The following is a 26,049-nucleotide window of genomic DNA, read 5'->3' as shown; positions in this document are numbered from 1 at the left end:
TACTCTCCTTAACATATTCTTGGTAATTGCTCACCACTTAACCAATCTACACGTCTTTTGCCATCAAATGTGGTTTTCATAAAGACTTGAGATTGCTCGCTTTTTCTTACGGTTGCTATCACTTGGGCATTTTCTCCTAATGGATGACCCCTTAAGCAGTCTAAAACCTTTTGAGTCTGACTAGGCTTACAAGCGATTAAAATTTTGCCTTCATTGGCAATATATAATGGATCTAAACCAAGAAGCTCACATGCAGATTGAACTTCAGTAGATACCGGTAGATTTGCTTCATCTATCTCGATAGCGACATTATGTTGGTTAGCCCATTCATTAAGGGTTGCACCAACTCCACCACGAGTAGGATCACGCATTGTTTTTATTTGACATTTATTGTCATAGATTGAATCAACTAAGCTGTCTAAAGATGTTGCATCACTCACTATTTGACATTCAAAATCAAGACCTGCTCGTTGTGACATCACAGCAACACCATGATCTCCAAGAGTACCATTTATGATGATCTCGTCACCATCTTCAAGAGCATCTCTAGTGACAAAATCATCACGAACTACACCAACTCCAGTTGTATTGATAAAGATGCCATCACCTTTACCTTTCTCGACAACTTTAGTATCTCCAGTTACTATTTGGACATTAGCTTTTTTGGCAGCTTCAGCCATAGAGTCTAGGATTATTTTTAGATCTTTTAGAGGTAGACCTTCTTCCAAAATAAGCCCTACAGATATATAGAGTGGTTTAGCTCCACCAACTACTAGATCATTGACTGTACCGTGAATTGCAAGACTACCTATATTGCCACCTCTAAAGAAATATGGCGTGATAACATAGCTATCTGTTGTTATGGCAATTTTGCCATTTATTTGTGGTAATACAGCTTGATCTTCTGCTTGAGCTAGATATTGACTATCAAAGCTTTTTTTAATCATCTGCTCGATTAAATGATGCATAGCTTTACCACCAGCTCCCATTGCTAGGTCGACTACACCGTTTTTGATATTTAATTTCACAGCCATTTTAATCTCCGTATTGATAGTGTGCAGCACAGGCACCTTCTGATGAAACCATACAAGCTCCCATAGGTTGCTCTGGAGTACATACCACACCAAATAATTTACAATCTTTTGGCTCTTTAAGACCTCTTAGAATATCAGGGCAAGCACATTGTTTATGCTCTAGCCCTTGTACCTCGGGAATTTGATAGTATTTTTCAGCATCAAATTTTGCGTACTCATCTTTTATTTCTAAAGCACTGTTTGGGATATATCCAAGTCCACGCCATTCAAAGGTATCTCTGATAGTAAGATATTGAGAGATTAAATCTTGTGCTAGTTGGTTGCCATCAGGTACTACAGCCCTTGTATATTGATTTTCTATGCCTATTTTGTCAGCGTTAATCATCTTGATAAGCATAAGTATAGATTGTAGTACATCCAAAGGCTCGAAACCTGCTACAACCATTGGTTTTTCGTATTCTTTTGTGACTTTATCGTAAGCATTACTACCAATGATAACACTGACATGAGATGGGCCTAAAAAGCCATCAATCTTAACATCCTCAGATAAGATTGCTTGCATAGCTACTGGTGTAAGTACATGGTTACAAAATATTAGAAAATTATCCAACTTCTTAGCAATAGCTAGTTGTATAGCCACAGCAGTTGGGGGAGTAGTTGTCTCAAACCCGATAGCAAAGAATATAATCTTTTTATTAGGATTTTCTTCAGCAAGTTTTAGAGCATCTTCCACTGAGTAGATCATCCGTACATCAGCACCGCGTGCTTTAGCTTTGATTAGACTATCTTGATGAGATCCCGGTACGCGAATCATATCTGCATAGCTACAGAATATGACATCTTTTTGTGATGCCAAAAATATTGCCTGATCGACTCTCTTGATTGGTAGTACACAAACTGGACACCCCGGACCATGTATCATTTTGACATTTTCTGGCAAAAGACTAGGAATCCCATAACGATGTAGTGCATGTGTATGCCCACCACAAAATTCCATTAGGTTATATTGTCTATTAGGGTCAACTTCTTTAGCGATTTGTTGTAAAAGACTTTTTGCAACTTCCGGGGCCCTAAATTCTTGTATGTAATCCATTACATTACCCCTTTTATATTATACTTTTTAGATCCTCTAGAGTCTGATGAGCCATTTCTTTATCTAGTTTACTTAATGCAAAACCAACATGGATTATGACAAAATCACCTATAAGAACTTCATCTCTTAGTAGTGCTAGAGAGATATTTTTTTTTACACCGCCAACATTAACAATTGCTTGATTATCTTCTTTGATTTCTACAATTTCTGCGGGTATTGCTAAGCACATTTTACTCACCTTTTTTATATTTTTTGGCACCAAGCCAAGCTTGTCCAAGGCTTACACCACCATCATTTAGAGGAACTTTCTCTGATATATAAATATTGAAATCCATTTCTTTAAGTTGACGGTAAGTCTCTGTTAGTAGTAGCTTATTTTGGAAACAACCGCCACTTAGTATTATATTCTTAATATTTCGAGGTTGGGCTGAGTTACTAATCCACTGCGCTAGAGCATAAGCCAAAGTGCTGTGCCATAAGTTACTAGCAACACTTATATTATCGCATTTTATTATGCTTTTTAGTAGTTTTTTTAAATTTAAATTAGTTTTAAATGATACCGATTTGGTATCATATTGAATGTTTGAAATATCAGCTAAAGACTCTAATTCTATAGCTGCTTGAGCCTCGTAAGTGTTGATATGGCAAATATTTAATAAGCTAGAAACAGCATCAAAGAGTCTACCCATACTAGTAGTTTTACCTTTAGGTAAAGAGTCATTTTGTAAAAGCTTGATTAGACTTTCAGCTTGCGGAAGTTTTTTGAGATGATTTGGTATCTCAAGATCGTATTTATGGCATACTGCAAGAGCCATTCGCCAAGGCTCTTTTGCTACTTTGTCACCACCTATATATTCGATAGGATCTAGCTCACCAATGCGGTTAAATTCTAAATTATCAATATCACAATGATAAAGTTCGCCACCTCTAGCTAAACCATCCTCACCTAAACCAAAACCATCTAGTACCAAACCTATAGCGTGACCTTGTAAATTATGCTCAGCTATTACAGCTGCTAGGTGGGCTTGATGATGTTGAATCTGATAAATTGGTAGATCAAACTTTTGCGCAAAATGCGTAGTATAAATATCAGGATGTAAATCACAAGCAATACCATCAAACTTTAAACCAAACATCTTTTGGAAATGCTCTAGAGACTGCTCAAAAAACTCTATATTAGCTTGGCTATCCATATCGCCTATATGTTGTGATACAAAGGCTTGATTATCTTTGATAAAACAGAAAGTATTCTTTAAAAATGTACCAGTCGCTAGTATATTTGGTAGGGTTTCTGATAGTTGGATTGATTGCGGTACAAGTCCTCGAGATCTTCTAATAGGTAGATTTTTATCTATCACAGTATGAAAAACACTATCATCACTTTTTATCGCTATATCACGATTATCTGTAACTATAAGATCAGCAATATCTTTGAGTTTTTCGTGAGCTTCATCATTATTAGCAATGATGCTTTCACCAGATATATTTGCACTAGTAACTATCAAAGCTAAATTGTAAGCTTCTTTAAGCCAGTTAGCTCCCTGAGGTTGATTTAATAGATGATAAAAAAGGATATAATCAGTCCCTGTTGAGGGTAGCATAAAACCAAGCTGATTTATGCGTGGTGCAATAGATGAGTTGATATTGTTAGTAGAGTGTCTTTTAAGTAAAACAATAGGTCTGATAGTCGTATTTAGAAGCTCATTTTGCTGTGTAGTAACTTCTGCAAAATGCTCTTTTATGCTTTGAGTATTTAAAGCCATTAAAGCAAATGGTTTGTTTGGGCGATGTTTTCTTCTACGGAGTTCTTCGACTGCTTGAGTATTTGTAGCATCTACGACTAACTTAAAACCGTTTTGACTCTTAATTGAGATAATTTTACCAGCCCTGATAGCCTGAGATATTTCTGCAAAAGAATGAGATAGTTCTGGTCCACATTTAGAGCATGCAACAGTTTGAGCGTGATAATGCCTGTCTAATGGGTTTGTGTAGCTATCGTGACAGCCATCACAGAGTGGAAAATCTTTATAAGCAGTTTTATCTCTATCATAAGGTAGGCTTTGTATTGTGCTAAAGCGAGGGCCACAGTGTGTACAGCTAGTATATGGATACAGATAGTAGCGACTTTTTGGGTTAAAAATATCATCTAGACACAAGTCACAAATAGCTGTATCGGCTGGAATTTTGGTAGCAGAGCTACCTTGTTGAGTTTCTAGAATGCTGAAATCTGTAAATTCACTTTCAGTTTGATAAATAGTTTTTTGGATAGTTTCTATACTAGCTAGCGGAGGCAGTTTTGCTTGCATATTAGTTATAAAACTATCTGCAGTAAATTCATCACATTGTAGAATTATCTCAACACCATTAGGAGTATTTTGCACCGAGCCACATAAATTCATATCTTTGGCAAGGCAATAGATAAAAGGGCGGAATCCGACCCCTTGGACTATACCATTGACGAGAATTTTTGTTATGACTTGTTGCATTTTTTCCTCTTGTGGTGGTATTTTATTATCAGCTATATTTTTAAATTTGCTGTAGTGACAGCACAGTGTGCTGTCTTATTATAGTTATGGCAAACAGCTGACAGATCAATGATCTGTCACTACATAAAAAAAATTGTCATACTACAGCTCCGACCGAAGTATCCATTGTCAAAGTATAGATTTTCTCCATGGCTTTTGGATTCTATGGTCAAGCCATAGAATGACACTATTTCTTTTAAACCCACTCCGTCATTCCCACGCAGGTGTGAATCTATAAACTATTCAAGAGATTCCCGCCTTCGCGGGAATGACATCCCTTAATTATGAATTTTTATAATTCTCAATATACTCTAAGACAATCTCATGGTGATCTTTTGTTTTAAACTTATCAAACACATGATTGATCTTGCCATCTTCGTCGATAAAGAAGCTAATTCTATGAATACCATCATATACTTTGCCCATAAACTTTTTCTCGCCCCAAACACCAAACTGTTCAGCAACTTTGTGATCTTCATCACTTAGAAGCTGTACTGTTAGGCTATCTCTCTCTTCAAATTTCTTGAGGCGTTTTGGTGCATCAGGACTAATACCAAGAACTACAGTATCAAGCTCAGCTAGTTTGTCATTAATGCTACTTAGACCAATAGATTGAGTTGTACAACCTGGAGTCATAGCTTTTGGATAGAAGTAAATTAAAATATTCTTTTTACCTCTGAAATCACTTAATGATACTTCTTCATTATTTTGATTTTCTAATTTAAAGTTTGGAGCTAATTGTCCTTGTTCTAGTGTTTTCATTCTGATTCTCCTTTTTTTAGCATCTCTTTTAGTATTTCGTCAAAGTCATTAAGTTTACTAGCTTGAATTACTAGTCCGAGGTTGTTTGGAATTGTAGACCTTGATATGGGTTTATTCACGGTAGGTATATTAATAATACAAACATCTCCAGTTACTGTATGTTGAGGACCTGCATATAGTGTGCCTAATAAAGATATTCTACTTCCGACACAAAGATTACCGTCTTTACTTACATAACTACCGATATTGGCTAAAAACACTGGAGAGCCACTAGAGCCTGGGAAACATGCGGCATCAATCATAAATTCTGGTTTACCATTATATGGAGTTTTAGGGTGTGTGGCTGTAATTCCTTTTCTAATAATTGGTAAATTATGCTTTTCATCCCATATTCCATTAGGATATCCAATCATAATTATATCCTCCATAGTAGATAAAGACTTAAGAAGTTCATCATGAGCTAAAAGTTCTTTATGAAGAGATCTATAGTAAAAAGTAATATTATCTTGATTAGCTTGTTTAATAATCTGGGCAATGGGTAAAATAGCTAAGTCAATATCTTTGTCAGGATGTCCAATCCATCTGCTCTCAAAACCATCTATTGATATTGGAATGTGACTACCTATTTCTACTTCTCCATTATTATTTTGTTTAGATAAGAAAAAAGTACCTTTTGTAGCATCTTTAATTACATGCTTATTGGTTACTATACAAGGGATATGGTGCTCTTTTTCTTTCAGAAACGCATAAAAATAACCTGTTCCAGAGCTAATACCATGAGGAGTTTCACATTCTATTCTTATAGTACTATGAATTAAATGTTCAATAGGATTTGTATTTTCGTTGTTGGTCATAATTACTCTAACCTTTCAATTCTCTCAACCAATCCAACCAGCTATCAAAACCAGCACCAGTTTTTACGGATAGTTCAAATATTTTCACATCAGAACGAATCTTTTTAATATTTGCGATACATTCTTGGATATCAAAATCTACATAAGGCGATAGGTCAATCTTATTGATAACAACTACATCTGCATAATAAAACATATCAGGGTATTTAAGTGGCTTATCAGCTCCCTCTGTAGTTGAGATAACTGCAACACGATGCTTTTCACCAAGATCAAACATCGCTGGACATATTAAGTTACCAACATTTTCAATCATCACAAAACCATCTTTGATATCACCAAGATGTTCAAAAGCATGACCAACCATGTGAGCATCTAAATGACAAGCTTTACCAGTATTTATCTGATAAGCTTTTGCACCTGCTTTACGGATTCTCTCAGCATCTAGATCTGTATGTTGATCACCTTCAACAACTGCGATAGGGTGACTACCACCAAGCTCTTTGATAGTTCTCTCAAGTAGAGATGTCTTACCAGAACCTGGGCTTGAGACAAAGTTTAGGGCAATATTATTACCCTTAGCTAATACATCTCTATTTTGCTCGGCATATTGATCATTTGCTTCTAAGATTGCTTTTTCTAGCTTTACAGCATCGCCTTCATGACCATGATGATGGTGATGACTACTATCTGTTCCACATCCGCAAGTTGTACACATAATTTACTCCTTAATTAAAAACTATAGATTCTACGAGCATATCTTTACCTTTGAGAATATCTTTCTCAAAACTACCGCAGTTTGGACATTGCTCATATAATCTGATTAATTCAAATTCATGTTCACAAGCTTTGCATTTTGCTATAGCTTGCTCATGTATTATTTCTAGCTTTGCTTGTTCTAAGACACTATCTTTTGCAGCTACTGGGAACCAAAATTCAAAAGATTCGACATCGACACCAGCTAAATTACCGATTTTGACAACCACTTTAGATACTTTTTTAGAGTTATTTTCAGCTGCTTTCTTAGCGATATTTATGACACTTTGACATAATGAAAACTCGTGCATTAGGACAAATCCAAAACTACATGACTATACCTATATTATACCAAAATATAAGCTGTAAGTATCTGCTGACTTAAGGAGGATTAAATTTTGTTGAATTATAAATTATACTGTTTTGGTATAGTTTTGAGTCATTTCGTATTTTAATAATTAAAAGTTAACAAATAAGTTTGCTGCTTTTATATATTGTTGCCAGTCATAAGTTGTTAGGTCGTGACTACCGGATCTTATATGATAACTAACTATACCTATTACTGGTTTATTAACGGCTGGCTGATTTTTAGGTAGATTTACCGCTTCTCCAAAGAGCTTATATACTGGCGATGTGGCTTTAGCAGCAAGAAATGCACCATTAGGATCAGCCCATTGATCATCTTCTGCACTAGCAACATATAGTGGTCTAGGAGCAATTAGATCGAGTAACATATGTTGATCTACTGGCAGAGCTTGTGTGTTGTTATTATATTTTTTGAAGTTTTTAGAAAACCAGTATGGGAACTCTGTATTTATTGAGTATAAAGTTTCTCCATAGTTTCGTTTTGATAAGCTTGCGCCTCCAGTACCTGAGTCATTAGATATTACCATCGCAAAATTTTGATCTAGTGCTGCTGCCCATAATGCTGTTTTACCAAGCCTTGAGTGTCCAAAAACAATAATTTTATTTTGATTGATTAAAGGCTCGTTTTTTAATCCATTAGAGATATTAATTAAACCCCATGCCCAAAGACTAATTGCCGAGTAATCTTTATAGTTTTTAAGACTTTGAGACACATTATCATAAAGTTTCTGTGCATTATCCGGTGCAATGTCTCCATAATAAGCAGTAACTAGACCGTAACCATTATTAATGATATCTTCCAAGTCAAACCTACTAGATCTATAATCTCTTGACTGAGCTGTAAAATGATTATCAATCAAAGCTCCTTTAGGATCTGTAGGCTTAAGACAGGTCACTGGATTTCCCCAGTTCTTATTGATTAGGATATTAGGATCATTAGTTACGCTTTGGTTACCACAGAAGTTATATCCCAAAAATATTGGATAATTTTTTTTCTGTTGATTTGGAATGTATATTAGTAGATTTACTTTGGTTTTACCAATATACAAGACAGCCTGTTTTTCTATAGCTTTACCATTTAAGGCATTATCATTTTCTTGAATAACTTTATATCTAAGTTCTAAATTATCTTTTGGGATATCTCCATAAACATTTTGTTTAAATAAATCTATTATTTGAGCTCTTCGCTCTTGCCATTGTTTTTTTGTGGTAACTTCTTTACCGTCATTCATTATTAAAGCATCAGGAAGCTTATATGTTCCAACTTTAGTTTCATCATAATTTATCTGACCAATAGCAAAACTAACTTTTGAAATAATCAGTAAAAGAGTTGATGTTACAAAGATTCTAATCATAAAAATAAAGTCACTTTAGAAAGTTAATAACTTAAGTATTACTTGAAAAATCTAGTTTATCAATAATTTTAGTATATACGTTAAAGATGGTTGAAGTAATTATTAAGGGAGTAATCAGCAATGTAAGTGTATATGGATCATATTATCTTTTGGAGATAATAAGGTTTGCAATCATAGCTATAAGAGTGATTATCGCACCAGCTGTTAGTATATATGCCGGAGCTAAATTATTATTTGAGAATTTGATAGTGCTGATTACAATCATTGGTGTCAGACCACCAAAGACAGCAAATCCTAGATTATATGCAAAACCTATACCTGTATAGCGAACATCTTGCTTAAACAAATCAATCAACATCGCAGGTATATTGCCCCAACAAAGAGCTACCAAAATAGCACTAAGAACTATAGCGATAAAATAGAAATTTTGATGTGATGTGTATGTAGTATAAATGACAAAGCTAAAAGCACAGGTAGCCAATATACTAATTAACAAAATCAAATTTCTACTAACTTTATCAGCAAATAGACCAACAGCTACACAAAGGATAGAAATAATAATCACACCAAGACTATTAATCCATGTGAAGTTATCTAAGTGAAGATTTAGAATAGTACTAAAATATGCCGGTAATAACAAGAATAGTGTTACAAAACAAAGAGCTCCAAATGACACAATAATTGTTGAATAGATCAAGTTCCAGCGATGAGTTAGAAGCATCTTTGTAATCGGTAGAGAAAACTCTTCATTCACAAAAGGATTAAACTCTTTGATATCAATAAGCTGACGTCTAAGATAGTATGCAACAAGCCCAAACAGACCACCTAATATAAAAGGTATGCGCCAACCATAGGTAAGCATACTCTGACTTGTGAAGAACTCCAATAGCAAACTTTCAACTATAAATCCTATAGCAACACCAAGTATCAAGAATCCAAAAATCACCGCAGTCATAAAACCACGCTTCTCAGGGACAGCTTCGCCAACATAAGTGATAGCACCGGGTATCTCGCCACCGACAGATATTCCTTGAGCTATTCTGCATAGTACTAACAATATAGGTGCCATAATCCCAATACTATTATAAGTAGGCAATATACCAATCAAAAATGTTGATAATGCCATAATCAAAATAGAGATTGTAAAAGTCTTTTTCCTGCCATATTTATCACCAAAATGACCAAAAATAATGCCACCAAAAGGTCTAGCTAGATAGCCAACAGCATAAGCACTGAATGCGATTAATAAAGATGTAATTGCTGACTGAATAGGAAAGAAAAGCTTAGAAATGTAACTAGCGAGTAAAGCGTAGATAATAAAATCATAAAACTCAAGCATACCGCCTAAACTTGATAGTAATAGTGCTTTACGTTGATTTTTTTGTAACATATTTATTATTAGATCCTCTGTATATTAATTACCTCATTCTAGCTAAGATATTATCTTTTACTATTAACTGGTGGTGTAGAGCAGCAGCTATATGTAGTACCACTAGCACTAATAAAACTGATGCAAAGATATAATGATAACTAAAGATTTTGCTACCTAACTCAAAGTTTGGAGTTATGATCTCTGGAAATGGTATCACAAAGAATATCTTCCATGGATAGCCCATTAGCATCGAGCCAACTACTCCCGAAAAAGCCATACCAAATGCAGAAATATATAAACCAAGATGCACTATTTTAGCTATGATTAATTGTAGTAATGGTAGTGGCGGGTTATATGGCGGTTTGATACTAAAAAACCTAGCAACAACCAACAGAGGTATCACAAAGAAAATTACTAAACCAAAAGATTTATGCACGGTCATAATCCATCTTGAATCAAATAGATCATAAGCATAACCGAAACCCAAGATAAGTTGAGCTATTATCAAAAAAGCCAATAAGCTATGTAGAACCCTAACAGGTAGACTATATTTCATAATCATATATAAGTTAATAAAGTGTTTTTTGATTGTATAGTATTTACAAACTTTTGAGAAATATTTTAATCTGGAGTATGCCAAATCTTTCTAAATTCTTTGATGATTTGATCATGACGTAATAGAAAATCATCAGTATCGTATTTTTCATCGTATTTCTGGGTTTTAACAACCCTTTTATCTTCATTGAGAATGATTTTATTAGTGATGCTAAATACTATATCTGCTATAGGTTTGATGATTTTGCCAGTCAAAAACTTACGATAGTTTACTAAATATAGCTTAGTTTGATGCTCATTAATAGGCACAAAATAAACATAAATTTTAAGTTTATCAGCATTATTAAGTAACCAAAAGTTAGGAAAGATGTACTTTAGCATTAAACGTTGGTTTTTTAGTGCTTCTATATATTCATTACTTATATTTAGCTTTATATCTTGAGGGATTTTGTATCCTCTGCCGATAGATCTCTTATGTACAGTAGCTAAATGAGTATAATCAAGTTGGTTCTCGATACAGTGGCGGATGTTGTTATCCCATGTGTCCGTCAAAAGAGAGTACTTACCAGCAAAATCATTATATAGCTTTTGTGCAAATTCAAAAGCGTAGCTATTATCTAGTTCTTCATCAAAAACATTTATCCAAATCATGTCAGCGACAATTTTTGTTTGATAGCTTTTAACTTGTAGTTTTGGGATAGCGCTTTGAGTTTCTGGTGTGTATATACAGTTGCCTTGTGTGTCAAACCTAAAGCCATGAAAAGGACAAGCTATAGCTCCATCACATACTTTGCCTAAACTTAATTCTGCACCACGATGAGGACAACGATTTTCCATAGCTATTATTTTCTCAGCATCTTTCCATAAAACAAGATTTTTACCGAGTCTTTCTAGTTTGATAGGTTTAGATTTGATTTCTTTGATATGAGCTATAGCGTACCAAGCTTTGGGAATGTTATTTATCATTGAGCACAAAAATTAGTTTTTGCATGAGTAGAATTATACCTCAAGCTATTAGATAATTAATACTATTGAAATCTTTTAGATACTATAAATATGAGTGCAAACCAAAATAATCAAGAGATAGTCGGAGGGTTAATTCTCTTTGCTGCAGCTTTTGTTGCAATACTTATAAATAACTCACCATTATCTATCTACTATGGAATGCTTGAGACAATCAATGTCAAACTAGGAATTGAAAATCTCGTTATCGACAAAAATTTGATGCATTGGATTAATGATGGTTTGATGGCTATATACTTTTTATATATTGGTTTAGAAATCAAAAGAGAGATAATCTCAGGAGCATTATCAAAGCCTTCTAATATTATAATACCGGCCGTAGCAGCTCTTGCAGGACTGGCAGTTCCAAGCTTGATATATTTATCAATTAACTATGATGCTAATATCACAGGTTGGGCAATACCTTCTGCGACAGATATAGCATTTACTCTAGGTATATTAGCTCTACTTGGTTCAAGAATCCCAGCAAAGCTAAAGCTATTGGTTATTACAATCGCTATTTTTGATGATATAGCTGCAATAGTAATTATTGCGATATTTTATACCAAGTCACTGTCTTTACTTTCGCTATCTTTAGGGACTCTTTTTATATTGGCGATGATTATTTGTAATAGAGTGTTTAAAGTTAATAGAAGTTCTGTATATGTGGTTCTTGGTTTTTTTGCTTGGTTTTGTACGATTAAGTCTGGAGTTCATGCAACTTTGGCAGGTTTTACAACAGCGCTGTGTATTCCTTTTATAGAGAATGACAAAGATTCTCCAGCTAATTTTATGGAAGAGTCTCTTCATCCTTGGGTTATCTATTTTATACTACCTATATTTGCATTTGCTAATGCTGGTATCAATTTCTCAGGGATGAGTGTTTCTATAATATTTGAGCCAATTACATTAGGTATTATATTGGGATTATTTGTCGGTAAGCAGTTGGGTATTTTCTCCATATTGGCTATTTCAAAGAAGCTGAAACTATTTAAGCTAGGAGAGTCTTTTTCGAGTTCTCAGATATATGGTATAAGCCTTTTATGCGGTATAGGTTTTACCATGAGTTTATTTATTGGAACTCTCGCTTTTGATGATAATCATACTCTTAATGCAATCAAAGTAGGTGTGATAGTAGGTTCTTTACTCTCAGGAGTTTGTGGTTATATAGTTCTAAGGTTTATAGCTAGAAAACCTCACTAATATAACTGTATAAGTATTTTTAATATATAATGAAATTATGATGATTCAACTCTAGTTGATTAAATGTTTGAAAGAAACTCACAACAAAATCAATCTACAAAATTCTGCTTAATGAGTTGGAACTCATACAAAATTGACTATAAAGATACAGAAGCATTCAAAGCTTATATCAGACATACATACTTTAATCACAATATTGATATCTTTTGTCTACAAGAAGCAGTACATCAGCATGATACTAAATTTCCTATCGACAAATTTGATATAAACTTCGCATCTAATATTGTATTACGTTCACATAACTATGGGGTAGCTACAGTTAGTCATTTCCCAGTGATAAAAAATGTCAAAATACTTACAACTCATCGAGAGTCTGTAATAAATACTCACAAAGCTTCTTTGATTACACATTTAAATATAGCGGGCACAAAAGTTGTTGTTGTGAATATCCATGCAATCAATTTCAAAAGTAATAAAGTTTATGAGTATGAATTTGAGAAAATAAAAGAATATATCTCTCCAGAGAAGTATAAGCATCCTATTATAATCGCAGGGGATTTTAATACTTGGAATAGAAGGCGAGTTAAGTTAATCAAAGATTTCTGTAGAGAGTTCAGTTTTAAAGTGGCTTTTATAGATGAGCCTCAATTAGTCAAATCTTTTCAGAGCAATCATTTAGATTTTGTATTATATAGAGGTCTAAATCTTGAAAAAGCATCTGTTTTAGATTGCAAAAAAATATCAGACCATAATCCAATTATTGCAGAGTTTTGTATCAAATAAATATTTGATTAACCACCATAAGACTTAGTTTTATCGTTGATGATGTCATAGCAAAGATCAGTCAACTCAGCGACAGAGTAATCTTTTGGATCAATAGGTTTTCCAAAAGACATTCTAGCGATACCAGGCTTCACAAAGTCACCTTTTTTACGTCCAAAATATACTCCAAAGTTATGAGCCACAGGGATTATAGGAATATTTGATACTTTAGCTAGTTTCATTGCAGAGCGATGAAATTTCGGATATTCACCAACGGGCACTCTTGTACCCTCTGGGAAGATTATAATGCTTAAGTTTTTATTTTCTATTCTATCTTTGCCATCCTCTAAAACTTTTTTGATTGCAGAAAGACCTTTTGATCTATCTACACCAATAGCTTCAGCAAATATGTTTGTCTTACCAAAAATTGGTTTTTCTAGTAACTCTTGCTTCATCACAAAGCAACAATCATGAACAAGGCCATAAAATACAAAAGTCTCTAACATCGACTGGTGTTTAGAAACATAAATACAGGGATAGTCTGGAATATTTTCTTTACCTTCAATTTTTACATATATTTGTAGTATGACTAGAGTTCCTAAGCGATATAAACAAGACCATATCCAGCAAACAAATAATCTAACTTTTAATGATGCTCCTAATACGCCAACAGTATTCATAAGTAAACAAGAAAATAATAATACTATATACCCGTAAACTTTGAAAACCTGCATTCTTGCTAATAATAGTAGATGAATAATTTTTTTCATCTGATAGACCTCTTCTTAACCTTTAAACTCTTTTGTTTTTTCTGTTATTACCTTATGGCAGTGAGTAGTCAGAGTCTTTGAGTCAAAATCTCTAGGATCAATGCGTTTACCAAAATCCATTCTAGCAATACCTGGCTTAATAACTTGCCCCCATTTCTTAGGGAAAAATCTCCCAAAGTTGTGAGCTACAGGAATAATATAGGTGTTAGCATCAGCTGCTAGCTTCATTGCAGAGCGCTGAAACTCTGGATACTCTCCAACTTCGACTCTTGTACCCTCTGGAAAAATTACAACATTTATGCCATCAGCTAAGCTTTGTTTACCGTCAGTGACTACTTTTTTTAGTGACTCTCTAGGCTTATCTCTATCTATAGCGATACTGCCTAAGTTTTTCATTGCTGTACCAAAGATTGGAGCATCAAAAAGCTCTTTTTTCATGATAAAGTGACACTTACCAATCAAACCATAAAACATGAATGTTTCTAGCATTGATTGATGCTTAGACACGTATATGCAGGGATAATCTTTGTCGATGTTTATACGACCTGTTACACGGATGTATACTTGTAAAAAAACAAGCATACCTATCCAATAAAGATAAGTCCAAACTTTACAAACCGCCATTCTCCAAGAAATGGGAAGGTTAAAAAAAGTAAATATATTTATAAGTATGCTACTACCACCAATAACAGCAAACGAATAGAGTTGGAACGCAGTCATCCTGGCCCACATCAGTATATTCCAAATCTTTTTTAAAAAAGATTTCATCAAAAACTCTCCATAAATTTTTAGTAGGTTTATTTAACTATCAGTTTGTACTAAAGCTTAAAATCATTGGTATCATTATACACTTTTTATAAATAGCTGCCGACAAAAAAATAAGCCTATGAAGAAAATAAGATAAGATTCTTAGATAAAAATGAAAGATTATTTTTCTAAATATTTTAACTTATCTGGAACAGATGCCCAGTTGTCAGCGTCCTCACAAGGGTCGCATTTCTCTACGATATTTGGCCAAATACCAGCAAGCTCTCTGTTTAGATCAAGCATTTGCTCTTGGCTCTCCGTAAGATCATCGCTAGATTTGATAGCATCAACAGGACACTCAGGCTCACATAAAGCACAGTCGATACACTCATCTGGGTTTATTACCAACATATTAGGACCTTCATAGAAACAGTCAACAGGACATACTTCTACACAGTCACCATATTTACATTTGATACAATTTTCAGTAACTACAAATGGCATTTTATTAAATCCTTTCGTTATTTTACTTTTGTTAAAAGAAACCCACAAATTATAGCATAGATATGAAAAAGGTAAATATTAATCTATTTTGGCAGATTATCTCTCCCAGAGTTAACATTTTGTATGGTGCTAAAGCATAAAATAAAATAGCTAAAATTAGAAATATTCATTAACAAGTGATAGTATTAGCATAATATTTATAATAATGTTTTGGTTAAAAATGAAAGCTGAACTTGACCCAAGAAAATTAATCGCTGCGACAACGATATCTGTAGCGGTTTTATTTTTTGTAACATATCTTGTATCTATTGCTGATGGTAATAACACCTTATGTAATCCATTTATTTCTGGCTGTTCTGATATTACTCATGCTGGGTTTACATCGTATGAGAAGTATATGCTTAAGGCTATACTAATACCGACTGCTACGCTTATGGCAGTGATTTTCTTTTTTATCACACAGTTACTTGTTCAAATAAGTGATAATAAAAAATCAATAATTAAGCAAGGTAAGATAATGCTTTTCTTAGCATCTGTTGGTTGTATTGGCTTAATCATTGGGACTTCAGTAATTGATGGTCAGCAAACTCTTATGAAGGTTCATCTAAAGGGTGTTGCTGTGTTTTTTGTGCTAATGAGTATCTGCCAGGTTTGGTATACAATTATCGAATATAAGTATTCAGATCGACTTAATAAAGTACCACTTATCTTGCGTAGATTTGCGATTTTCATAACGGCAGCTTTTTCGATATGGTCAGTATTTATGGATCAGACAACAATTAATCACAATATTGTTGAATGGTGGGGTGTTTATGCTCTTATTTTCTGGTTCTGGACATTTTCTATTACTAAAATTAAGTAGTCCATTTACTGCACACTTTTTGTCTTTTTGCTCGAGATTCTCTAAACTTATCACTATTGTATCGTTAAATTAATTGGTATTTTTTTATGTCTATAGCATCATTGTTTAGTAATCCTAGCCTTAATCAATATATAAATGATAATTCAGTAAAATTAGATAAAACTGCACAGGAGCTCTTTGATAAAGCAGCAAATGATGAGTTAAGTCACATGCTTAGTTCACCTAATCAGTTACAGCTTATTAGTCTCTTTATCAAAATGATTAATGCAAAAAATGTCTTAGAAATCGGTGTTTTTAGAGGTTTTTCAACATTGATTATGGCTCAAGCATTATCCTCTGAAGGTAAACTAGAAGCCTGTGATATTAGTTATGAATATATCAAGCCATACAAACACTTTTGGCAAGAAGCAAACGTTGAGCATAAAATTAATCTTAATATTGCACCAGCTTTAGAAACTTTAGAAAGGTTTGAAAAGCAAGCTAAGAAGTTTGACTTTGTATATATAGATGCGGATAAGCCAAATTATATTAACTACTATGAAAAAGCTTTAAAATTGGTAAACTCAGGTGGAATTATCGCAATAGATAATGTGCTCTGGTCGGGTAGGGTTGCAGATGATTGTAATAATGAGCAAAACACCTTGATTATAAGAGAGTTAAATAAATTAATTTATAATGATAGCAGAGTGGAAGCTTGTATTATTCCTATAGGAGATGGTATCAACCTGGTTAGGAAGCTTTGATTTTTATGCTAGATAAATTTTGCTTAGGGCTTTTTTAGACACGTCCAAAGCTTGTTGTGTTGATTGACCCTTAGCTAAAACTACTCCCATGCGACGCTTACCATGAATTTCTTTTTTGCCAAAAATTCTAATATCTATACTTGAGTCAGCTAGAGCTTCATCAATCCCTAATATACTTGGATCTGTAGATTCTCCTTCAAGTAATATAGCAGCAGATGATGAGGGTTGAAGAGTTTGTATTTGCGGTATTGGTAATCCTAATATTGCACGCAGATGTAATTCAAACTCATTAATGTTTTGTGATATGAGTGTTACCATGCCTGTATCGTGAGGACGAGGAGAGACTTCATTAAAAAATACTTCATCACCCTTTATAAATAACTCAACACCAAAAACTCCATATCCACCTAGAGCATCTGTGATCTCTTTGGCTATCTTTTGAGATTTCGCTAGAGCTATATCCGACATTGCATGAGGTTGCCAAGAGAATCTATAGTCACCATCTTTCTGGATATGTCCGATAGGATCACAAAATGAAGTACCATCTTTATGTCTAACAGTTAGAAGTGTAATCTCATAATCAAAATCTATAAATTGCTCTACAATTACACCTTTAGCATGACCTCGAGAGCCACTTTGGGCATAATCCCATGCTTTTTGAACTTCGTTATGTTCCTTGACTATAGATTGTCCTTTACCTGATGAGCTCATTACTGGCTTAATTACAAATGGTAGTCCTATAGTCTCAACAGCATCAAGATATTCTTTTTCACTATTAGCAAAAGCAAATTTAGATGTCGCTAGACCAAGCTCATTAGCTGCTAGAGATCTTATACCTTGGCGATCCATAGTGAGCTTTGTAGCTTTGGCACATGGGACAATATTGAAGTTATGAGCCTCTAACTTTACTAAGCTACCAGTATTTATAGCCTCAATCTCAGGAACTATATAAGTTGGTTTTTTTGCTAATATTAGTTGTTCAAGAGCATCAGCATTTAGCATATCTATAACGAAACTCTCATGAGCTACTTGCATAGCTGGCGCATTCTTGTAACGATCTACAGCTATAGTGTGTATGCCAAGTCTCTGAGCTGCTATGATAAATTCTTTACCAAGCTCACCTGAGCCAAGTAGCATGATTTTAATCTTTGGTGTTTTGCTATACATAATCAGTTATTCTTATAAAAATAATATTTAAATAATACTATATATCTAGAATTATATAAAAAATTATAACGATGAAGTTGATTTTAAGGACTTAATTATTACTATACTGTTTGTATATTTTTATACCGTTTTTAATTTGCTCATCAGTTGTAGGGATATTTAGCTCTTCACGGGCAAAGATAGTATCGTTAATAATATCCGGATCATCTTTTAGATTTAACCCTTTGATTGAGAGAATTAAATCATAATTACTATAATCATCGTTATTATCAATTTTATCTAAAACCATCTGTGCAATTTTATATAATGAGTCACCAGATTTTATTATATATGTTTTATTATTTACCTGTGCTTGAGGAGATAGATCCTTAGACTCTATATTATTACTTTGATCTTGGTTTTTTTGCTCTAAAATTGTTGATGGCTGACTCTCTAGTACTGTTTTATTATGCTCATTATCTTGCTTCTCTGACTTTGCTGTAATATCAGGAGATTTTTCTATTTGAGGTTTTATAATCTCTGAGCTACTATCTGACTCTCTTGTGTTATTATCAACTGCTTGCTTTGAAACTGTATTTTTTTGAGTTATTGGAAGCTTATCAGTTGCTCTACTGTAGAGCAGTGGCTGACTTTTTTGAATAAAGCTTTCATAGTTTGTTGTTGCTAATGTATTTAGACTTTTATCGTTTGATTGGGTATTTGGTGAGTGGGAATTAGCTATTTTTTTCTCAATAATGTTAGATGATAAGTATATTATTAGTAAAGATATGCTAATAATAGCTATGCGATTAAAGTAGTCAAAAAGCTTCATTTTCCCATACTTGGCTTTCTTGTAGTACAGTATATCTATACTGTTTAATATATAAGTTATATGGTTTTTTGGGATGTTAAGATACTCACAGTATCGCTTTATTCTATCTTTTAATATGGTTGAGGGCTGTTGAGTGATTTTATAACTATCTCCTTGTTCTATAATTATTATAGTTTCTTCAGGTATGTTAATCGCATCAGCAACAGTAGTTATACTTAAGCCTTTGTACTCTCTATATGATCTAATAATTTCTTGGAAGTTGCTCATGTTTTGATGATTAAGCTTAAGTTTCTTAAATTATATATTAGGTATTTGTTAGAGTAAACTATGGCTATTTTATCGTTTTGATAACAGATTTTTATTTCACTAGTGATTTGCTTATAAATTATATTTAAAAATATATCTAATATCGCAAATATTAACAACTAAGTAATTTAAAAATGTCGAAGTTGCTAACTAATAAAAGCTAAGAGATAAGTACAGTTTTGTTTTTTTAGAAAAGACTACTTCTTTGCTAGAGGATAGAACTCAGTAATCTGCTTACCAAAGTCTAGAGGGTCAATTGTTGAAGGGTTCTGTCCTAAAGACCAAACCATAAATCCAGAGAAGTTATCATAACTATTAAGAGCAGAGCCTTCGCTATCTCCTGTAGTATATGCTGTCTTTAACTCTTCTGGTGTAGCGTAGCTATGTTCACTAGGAGCAAAGTCATCACCTATAACTATTTTTGTTTTTGTATTGTTAGCAGTCTTCAGTGAGTCTGATGCTATTTTCATTGATAGCGTTGGTGCTTCATTTGTCCAGTCTGGGGCTTTATTATTGTAGTTTTGAATTAGAAGAGCATCAAAACAGACATTACCACCGCAAGCATCAGTAGGAAGCATATCTTTGAAAATATTGTAAGCGCCACCTGTTGCTGTCCAGTATATGTTTGCAGGAACTCCTGTATCTACATATGTTTGAGGAGCTGCTGTGATGTAGAAGCCTCTTGGGAATTTGTCTTTCATTTTATCACTTTCTGCATACTCACGCATTTTTGATATTACATCTTTGATTTGATTTTGCCATGTAGCAGTACCTTTTATAGAAGATCCTTCAAGATCAAAATCAAAACCATCCATGTTGTTTTCTGCAAGGTAGTTTACAATATTCTCTGCTAATGCCGTATTATCGTTAGATAGTGTTGGATTCCATGTGTTTGTTAGTCCACCCGTAGATGCTATAAATAGAGCACCTTTAGCATGAACTTTTGCTATCGCTTGACTGAGATACTCAGGGTTCACAGGATCATAGAATCCTTGCACATCAGTCCCAGAGACTTTCAAAAACCCAGGGATTATTACATTGTAGTAATCGGCAAAATCACTTAATTTTTCTACCAATTCTGGACTTTGACCCCAAGTCCAAGTACCCCAGTATCCAACCATAGATTTCTCTGGCCAAGCACCTGCAGCTTCGTAATTAATAGTGTCATTACCTTTAATTTGACCATCTACGATAGTTATACTATTTGCTTGATAAGTAGTACCTCCTGATTTAAATGTGCCAGGTTTAATAATAAACTCTCCTCTTGATGGGATGCTTGTTGTATTTGAACCATTGTCTAAGTTTATAGAGTCACCATATACATCTCCAGTAGAAGATATTCTCTGTGCATTCACAGTCTTAGTTGGTGTAGCATCTTCAGGGAACTTGACATTGAAGCTAACATTAGCAGGTTTAACATCTTCTGCTTCAAATGCTATATTTAAATTTATATTTTTACTTTCTTCATTAACTTCAATAGGGTTAGGTGTAATAGTTTTAGCAACGTAGTTCGTTGAGCCATCAGAGCTTAAGACATTACTAACTGAAACATTATGAGAACCCTTCGCTACTGTTATAGGAGTTGGGTCGTTAGGGTTTATAGTATATGTTTGAGAATCAATTTTAACCTCGATTTTATCTATAGTTTGAGGTAGACCTGTTGTTTTGACATTTACTTGAGCTTGAATTATGTCTCCACATAATGTCCAAAAATCAGGAGCTTCTTTGGGTGACTGATCAGTCCACCATTTCATATTTTCATAAATACTTCCTTCAAATCTAACGAAAGCTTTGGCAGAGTAGCCTGATGCTGCAGGAGTATATTCTTGTACATTACTTGGTATAGCATCACATTTACCTGGAGATGGAGGTGTTGCTTTCTTGTATTTTAATGGCACATTAGTGGAGTCTTTAGTCATATCAAAGAAGTCAGGAGAAATTGAGCCACTGGTTACACTAATTATATAATGGGTAGGCTGACTATCAGAGTATGGTAAAGTTACCTGATTATTTACAACTGTATAAGATGTATTGTTTGCTGAGAATTCAATTTTTGCATCACTAGGTAAACTATCTCCTGATATTTTAACGGAAACCGTTTTCTCTGCAGTTGGTTCTGGAGATGGACCAGGATCTTTGCATCCTTCTGTCCAAGCTTCTTGCCAAGCAGTACCTTTGCCTGGCTCATAAGCCCAAGCAGCTGAAGAAGAGCACCATCCAGGGATATTACATACATAGCAAGATTCTGCATTATTAACTTCTTGACCTTTAGAGTAGCTGGTCCCAGCTTTATAGTCTACAGCTGAAGCATAACCTGTAGCTCCATATGTTGCCAACAATGAACTGAGTAAGAGTTTTTTATATTTTAGATTCATATAATTTCTCCAAATATGGTCTTTTAAATTTTATATAAAAATAGGTTACTATTATATAATTTAACCAAAGAATAATAAATTGGTAAAAATTAATAAGTATTTATCAATTTTTACCAACTAAAAAGAGAAAATTAAAGGAATATACAGTAGCATTTACTTAGAAAAAGTAATATTGTTGTCAGCGTCGGTATCAACAACTATTTTATCTTCAGCTTTAAATTCTCCATCGAGTAACTTAAGAGCAAGAGGATTTTCTAAGTTATTTTGTATAGCTCGTTTTAATGGTCTAGCACCAAATACAGGATCAAAACCAGCATCTGCTAACTTATCCATAGCTTTTGGTGACACCTCTAGAGCAATCTCTAAATCAGTTAAGCGTTTTTCTAAGCGCTTGATTTGTATCTTAGCTATTTCTGTAATCATTTCTTTATTTAGAGGTTCAAATACAATAGCATCATCAACCCTGTTTACAAATTCTGGTCTGAAGTGGCTAAGTACCATTTCCATTACAGCGTCTTTGACTGTGTCATAGTCTTGACCTTGCATTTCTTGGATTCTATGCGAACCAAGGTTAGATGTCATAACTATTACAGTATTTTTGAAGTCTACTGTTCTACCTTGACCATCAGTTAGTCGCCCATCATCCAACACTTGTAGCAAGATATTAAATACATCTGCGTGAGCTTTCTCAACCTCATCTAATAAGATTACAGAATAAGGTTTTCTTCTAACATGTTCAGTTAGATAACCGCCTTGCTCATAACCCACATATCCTGGAGGAGCACCGATTAGTCTAGCTACAGAGTGTTTCTCCATAAACTCAGACATATCTACTCTAAGCATTGCATCCTCATCATCAAATAAGAATTCTGCTAATGCTTTTGTAAGCTCAGTTTTACCTACACCTGTTGGACCTAAGAACATAAATGAACCTATAGGTCTATTTGGATCTGATAATCCGGAGCGAGATCTTCTTACAGCATTAGATACTGCTTTTATCGCTTGGTCTTGTCCAATTACTCTTTTATGTAGGAAGCTTTCCATGTTTAGAAGCTTATCTTTTTCACCTTCCATCATTTTAGATACAGGTATCCCCGTAGCTTTAGAAACGACATCGGCAATTTCATTCTCTGTGACAGATGTTCTGACTAGTTTATTTTCAGAGGGTTCTGCTTCAGTATCTTCAATTTGTTTAATTTGAGCTTCAAGCTCTGGTATTTTACCGTATTGTAACTCAGCCATTTTGCTTAGATCACCAGCTCTTTGATATTTCTCAAGCTCAAACTTGGATTTTTCAAGTTCTTCTTTTAGCTTACTTGTGCCCTGCATTTTAAGCTTCTCAGCTTTCCAAAGTTCTTCGAAGCCTTGATACTCAGACTCTAAGCCTTTGATTTCAGCCTCTAGTATTTCTAAACGCTTCTTGGTAGCGTCATCTTTTTCTTTTTTTAACTGCTCACGTTGCATTTTTAGCTGAATAATTCTACGGTACAGGCTCTCCATTTTTTCAGGTTTAGAGTCTATTTCCATACGAATTTGGCTAGCTGCTTCATCCACTAAATCAATAGCTTTATCAGGCAGTTGTCTATCTGTGATATATCTATGTGATAATGTAGCAGCACTCACAATAGCAGAGTCTGTAATGTTTACACCATGGTGCAACTCATATCTTTCTTTCAGACCTCTAAGTATAGCAATAGTATCTTCAACAGTTGGCTCATCAACAAGCACTTTTTGGAATCTTCTTTCAAGCGCAGGATCTTTTTCAACATACTCACGATATTCATCTAAAGTCGTTGCACCAACACATTTTAGCTCACCTCTAGCCAAAGCAGGTTTTAGCATGTTGCCAGCATCCATCGAGCCTTCTGCTTTACCAGCACCAACCATAGTATGTAACTCATCTATAAATAGAATCACATTGCCTTCTTGTTTTGATAATTCTTTTAAAACAGATTTTAATCTCTCTTCAAAATCTCCTCTAAATTTAGCACCAGCTAATAATGCACCCATATCTAGAGATAGAACTTTTTTACCTTTTACGCCTTCTGGGACTTCATTATTAATTATTCGTTGAGCTAAACCTTCTACAATAGCAGTTTTACCAACACCAGGCTCACCTATAAGCACAGGGTTATTCTTAGTTCTTCTTTGTAATACTTGTATAGTCCTACGTATTTCACTATCTCTACCGATAATCGGATCGATTTTACCTTTTTTAGCTAGATCTGTTAGATCTACTGTGTATTTGTCTAATGCACCTTTCATATCTTCTTGATTTTGACTACTCACTTTTTCCCCTCCACGGTAATCATTGACTGCTTTTGTAAGTTTTTCTTTTGTAATGCCAAACTTACTGTACAGTCCAGTTAAACTTTTGTCTTCTATAGAAGCTAATAGGAAAATCTCACTTGAGATAAATTCATCACCATTCTTATTAGCTAAATCTTGCATTTTATGTAGTGTGGCTATCAGATCTCTAGATGGCGTGATTTGAGGATTACCTTCTCCAGATAATACGGCAACGCCATCAACCATATCATTTACAGCTTTTACAAACTTCTGTGTATCAACGCCACAAACGCTTAATATAGCTATAGCAACGCTATCATTTTGCTCCAAAAGAGCTTTCAGCATATGTGCTGATGTAAACTCAGTCGTTTTCTGCTGAAAAGCATAAGATTGAGCTTCTGCTAATGCTTCTTGTAGTTTTATTGTAAATTTATTTATATCCATTATTTCCCCCTAAGAAATAGTATCTGTTATATATTTAAGGATACTTTGCTGTTTTTCAAGTAATAAATTATGCTTATTGGAAAAAAAATATATATAAGTTTTAGTGTTGTTTTGATGAGGCTCTCCATATGGCTTTACAAGCTTTGTTTAGGTACTATTATTCACACCTGTTATAGAGTTTTATATAAAATATGAATAAAAAAGCTTTCTTTACTTTGATTATTTGCTATTTTTTTTGCGGTGGAGCTTTTGCACAAGAACTAAAGAATATAGTTATCTTTGGTGATAGTTTGAGTGACTCTGGATATACAAATAATTTTCACAATATAGATAGTGGCTGGCCACTAATTCCTGGCGACTTGAAAGAGGTTAAGCAACCAACCTTCACAAGTCCAGATAAAGGTAGCACTGTTTGGATACAGTTTTTGTCTCAAGATAATCAGATCTCATCTACACCAAATAATATTTATACACCAAGTGAAAACATCAACAGATCAGTGAAACCTGTTTTAGATGGCAACAACTATGCTGCTGGAGGAGCTACGACAGTTTGTAAAGGGCTTGGTAATAAGGGTGACTATACTCCACCTCCACTAGGACCTTTGAGAGAGGGTGAAAACTGTCCAGTTGGACAAGAGGATATTCAAAAGCATAACCAAATTGATAGTTATCTGAAGCAACATCAGAACAAGGCAGATCCTGATAGTATTTATATTATTTGGGGAGGAGCTAATAATCTTTTTATTCAATTAGGATATTTCTCAGATAATCGCTCAATATTGTCAAAGATATACTATCTTATGAAATATAAAGTCACAGGTGAAGTATTACCTGACCAAGAGATAATAAAAGTAGAAAGCGCTGCTGAAGATATAGCAAATGATGTAAGATATTTGATTAAGCATGGAGCAAAACCTAGAAATATATTTGTAGTTAACTTGCCTGATTTAGGTATAACTCCAGCCGCAACAGAAAATGGAATAGATGCTAAGAGTTTTAAAGTGGAGTTATTCAACTCACTATCTAGAGCATTTAATGAGAAGCTTGCAAGCAATATCCTGCCTGATTCTGTAAGTATCATTGATGCTCAAAAGTTTTTCAATACTATTGTTAAAGATAGAAAAATAAAAGTAAAAGGTGTGGAGTATAACTTCTCTGATGTAACACACTCTGCGTGTGACTTTGATGGTCCAAATGCTCTTACTTGTATTCCAAAAGATTATGTCAGTGGTAGATATGATAAATATCTTTTTGCCGGACAGGTGCATCCAACTAGCTATACTCATAAAGTTTTGTCTAAGTATATTTATAGTTTCATAATTAAATAGACAAGTTTCTATCTATAGCTATGAAATAATCCTTGTAGCTTGATATCAAGAGTTTTAAAATACAATC

At 34.1% G+C, this 26,049-nt stretch carries 24 protein-coding genes; 5 read left to right on the top strand and 19 right to left on the bottom strand.

The window, feature by feature from the left end:
- Positions 1-8: 8 nt before the first annotated feature.
- From hypE to FQ699_RS05630, 12 genes are all read right to left on the bottom strand, one after another.
- The gene (hypE, locus tag FQ699_RS05685) at positions 9-1,034 is read right to left on the bottom strand and encodes a hydrogenase expression/formation protein HypE (RefSeq protein WP_146421522.1); all 1,026 of its coding nucleotides are present in this window, start codon (positions 1,032-1,034) and stop codon (positions 9-11) included.
- A 1-nt stretch (position 1,035) separates the two neighbouring features.
- On the bottom strand, positions 1,036-2,127 hold the full coding sequence (gene hypD / locus FQ699_RS05680; protein WP_013923697.1) for a hydrogenase formation protein HypD: 1,092 nt from the start codon (positions 2,125-2,127) through the stop codon (positions 1,036-1,038).
- A gap of 13 nt (positions 2,128-2,140) precedes the next feature.
- Positions 2,141-2,356: a HypC/HybG/HupF family hydrogenase formation chaperone gene (locus tag FQ699_RS05675; RefSeq protein WP_012280238.1), complete on the bottom strand. Its 216-nt coding sequence runs from the start codon at positions 2,354-2,356 to the stop codon at positions 2,141-2,143.
- A 1-nt stretch (position 2,357) separates the two neighbouring features.
- Positions 2,358-4,613 (bottom strand): carbamoyltransferase HypF, encoded by a 2,256-nt coding sequence (gene hypF, locus FQ699_RS05670; RefSeq protein ID WP_146421521.1) that lies wholly within the window; start codon positions 4,611-4,613, stop codon positions 2,358-2,360.
- Between the two features lie 321 nt (positions 4,614-4,934).
- Positions 4,935-5,414 (bottom strand): thioredoxin-dependent thiol peroxidase, encoded by a 480-nt coding sequence (bcp, locus tag FQ699_RS05665; protein WP_146421520.1) that lies wholly within the window; start codon positions 5,412-5,414, stop codon positions 4,935-4,937.
- Entirely contained in the window at positions 5,411-6,268 is an 858-nt protein-coding gene (locus FQ699_RS05660; RefSeq protein WP_146421519.1) for a S1 family peptidase, read from the bottom strand. The genes bcp and FQ699_RS05660 overlap by 4 nt, the downstream gene beginning before the upstream one ends.
- Before the next feature lie 7 nt (positions 6,269-6,275).
- Positions 6,276-6,983: a hydrogenase nickel incorporation protein HypB gene (gene hypB, locus FQ699_RS05655; protein ID WP_146421518.1), complete on the bottom strand. Its 708-nt coding sequence runs from the start codon at positions 6,981-6,983 to the stop codon at positions 6,276-6,278.
- Positions 6,984-6,993: 10 nt separating this feature from the next.
- Positions 6,994-7,332 (bottom strand): hydrogenase maturation nickel metallochaperone HypA, encoded by a 339-nt coding sequence (hypA, locus tag FQ699_RS05650; RefSeq protein ID WP_146421517.1) that lies wholly within the window; start codon positions 7,330-7,332, stop codon positions 6,994-6,996.
- Between the two features lie 147 nt (positions 7,333-7,479).
- Positions 7,480-8,742, bottom strand: a complete 1,263-nt coding sequence (locus FQ699_RS05645) for a glucuronyl esterase domain-containing protein (RefSeq protein ID WP_218961590.1) — start codon at positions 8,740-8,742, stop codon at positions 7,480-7,482.
- A gap of 142 nt (positions 8,743-8,884) precedes the next feature.
- The gene (locus FQ699_RS05640) at positions 8,885-10,132 is read right to left on the bottom strand and encodes an MFS transporter (protein ID WP_146421516.1); all 1,248 of its coding nucleotides are present in this window, start codon (positions 10,130-10,132) and stop codon (positions 8,885-8,887) included.
- A 28-nt stretch (positions 10,133-10,160) separates the two neighbouring features.
- Entirely contained in the window at positions 10,161-10,676 is a 516-nt protein-coding gene (locus FQ699_RS05635; RefSeq protein ID WP_179951673.1) for a cytochrome b, read from the bottom strand.
- 59 nt (positions 10,677-10,735) lie between these two features.
- Positions 10,736-11,632 carry a Rieske 2Fe-2S domain-containing protein gene (locus FQ699_RS05630; RefSeq protein WP_146421886.1) on the bottom strand — a complete coding sequence of 299 codons (897 nt, stop codon included), beginning with the start codon at positions 11,630-11,632 and terminating at the stop codon, positions 10,736-10,738.
- Positions 11,633-11,725: 93 nt separating this feature from the next.
- On the opposite strand from FQ699_RS05630, the gene nhaA reads away from it, so the two are divergent.
- Both nhaA and FQ699_RS05620 read left to right on the top strand, forming a co-directional pair.
- Positions 11,726-12,874: a Na+/H+ antiporter NhaA gene (nhaA, locus tag FQ699_RS05625; protein WP_013923687.1), complete on the top strand. Its 1,149-nt coding sequence runs from the start codon at positions 11,726-11,728 to the stop codon at positions 12,872-12,874.
- A gap of 63 nt (positions 12,875-12,937) precedes the next feature.
- Entirely contained in the window at positions 12,938-13,657 is a 720-nt protein-coding gene (locus FQ699_RS05620) for an endonuclease/exonuclease/phosphatase family protein (RefSeq protein WP_013923686.1), read from the top strand.
- An 8-nt stretch (positions 13,658-13,665) separates the two neighbouring features.
- On the opposite strand, the gene FQ699_RS05615 is transcribed toward FQ699_RS05620, so the two are convergent.
- The 3 genes from FQ699_RS05615 to fdxA form a co-directional block, all read right to left on the bottom strand.
- On the bottom strand, positions 13,666-14,406 hold the full coding sequence (locus tag FQ699_RS05615; RefSeq protein ID WP_146421514.1) for a lysophospholipid acyltransferase family protein: 741 nt from the start codon (positions 14,404-14,406) through the stop codon (positions 13,666-13,668).
- Between the two features lie 15 nt (positions 14,407-14,421).
- The gene (locus FQ699_RS05610) at positions 14,422-15,174 is read right to left on the bottom strand and encodes a lysophospholipid acyltransferase family protein (protein WP_146421513.1); all 753 of its coding nucleotides are present in this window, start codon (positions 15,172-15,174) and stop codon (positions 14,422-14,424) included.
- Positions 15,175-15,333: 159 nt separating this feature from the next.
- A complete protein-coding gene (gene fdxA, locus FQ699_RS05605) occupies positions 15,334-15,657 on the bottom strand; it encodes a ferredoxin FdxA (protein WP_013923683.1) in 324 nt (107 codons plus the stop codon).
- A 220-nt stretch (positions 15,658-15,877) separates the two neighbouring features.
- On the opposite strand from fdxA, the gene FQ699_RS05600 reads away from it, so the two are divergent.
- Together FQ699_RS05600 and FQ699_RS05595 are read left to right on the top strand one after the other, a co-directional pair.
- On the top strand, positions 15,878-16,519 hold the full coding sequence (locus FQ699_RS05600; RefSeq protein WP_146421512.1) for a Frag1/DRAM/Sfk1 family protein: 642 nt from the start codon (positions 15,878-15,880) through the stop codon (positions 16,517-16,519).
- A gap of 86 nt (positions 16,520-16,605) precedes the next feature.
- Complete coding sequence (locus FQ699_RS05595; RefSeq protein ID WP_146421511.1) at positions 16,606-17,262, top strand: O-methyltransferase; 657 nt, start codon at positions 16,606-16,608, stop codon at positions 17,260-17,262.
- Positions 17,263-17,265: 3 nt separating this feature from the next.
- Here FQ699_RS05595 and purT read toward each other — a convergent pair whose 3' ends face one another.
- The 4 genes from purT to clpB form a co-directional block, all read right to left on the bottom strand.
- Complete coding sequence (gene purT, locus FQ699_RS05590; RefSeq protein ID WP_146421510.1) at positions 17,266-18,429, bottom strand: formate-dependent phosphoribosylglycinamide formyltransferase; 1,164 nt, start codon at positions 18,427-18,429, stop codon at positions 17,266-17,268.
- A 91-nt stretch (positions 18,430-18,520) separates the two neighbouring features.
- Positions 18,521-19,507, bottom strand: a complete 987-nt coding sequence (locus FQ699_RS05585; RefSeq protein WP_146421509.1) for a helix-turn-helix domain-containing protein — start codon at positions 19,505-19,507, stop codon at positions 18,521-18,523.
- Between the two features lie 236 nt (positions 19,508-19,743).
- Positions 19,744-21,921, bottom strand: a complete 2,178-nt coding sequence (locus FQ699_RS05580) for a glycosyl hydrolase family 18 protein (protein WP_146421508.1) — start codon at positions 21,919-21,921, stop codon at positions 19,744-19,746.
- Positions 21,922-22,074: 153 nt separating this feature from the next.
- Positions 22,075-24,654 carry an ATP-dependent chaperone ClpB gene (gene clpB / locus FQ699_RS05575; RefSeq protein WP_146421507.1) on the bottom strand — a complete coding sequence of 860 codons (2,580 nt, stop codon included), beginning with the start codon at positions 24,652-24,654 and terminating at the stop codon, positions 22,075-22,077.
- Positions 24,655-24,845: 191 nt separating this feature from the next.
- Here clpB and FQ699_RS05570 point away from each other — a divergent pair, with 191 nt between their 5' ends.
- Positions 24,846-25,982, top strand: a complete 1,137-nt coding sequence (locus FQ699_RS05570) for an SGNH/GDSL hydrolase family protein (RefSeq protein ID WP_146421506.1) — start codon at positions 24,846-24,848, stop codon at positions 25,980-25,982.
- The last annotated feature ends 67 nt before the right edge of the window (positions 25,983-26,049 follow it).

Origin of the sequence: Francisella salimarina, from assembly GCF_007923265.1 — a bacterium.
Lineage (GTDB): Bacteria > Pseudomonadota > Gammaproteobacteria > Francisellales > Francisellaceae > Francisella > Francisella salimarina.
The sequence above is the reverse complement of the archived record's forward strand: the minus strand, read 5'-3'. Positions and strand labels throughout refer to the sequence as shown.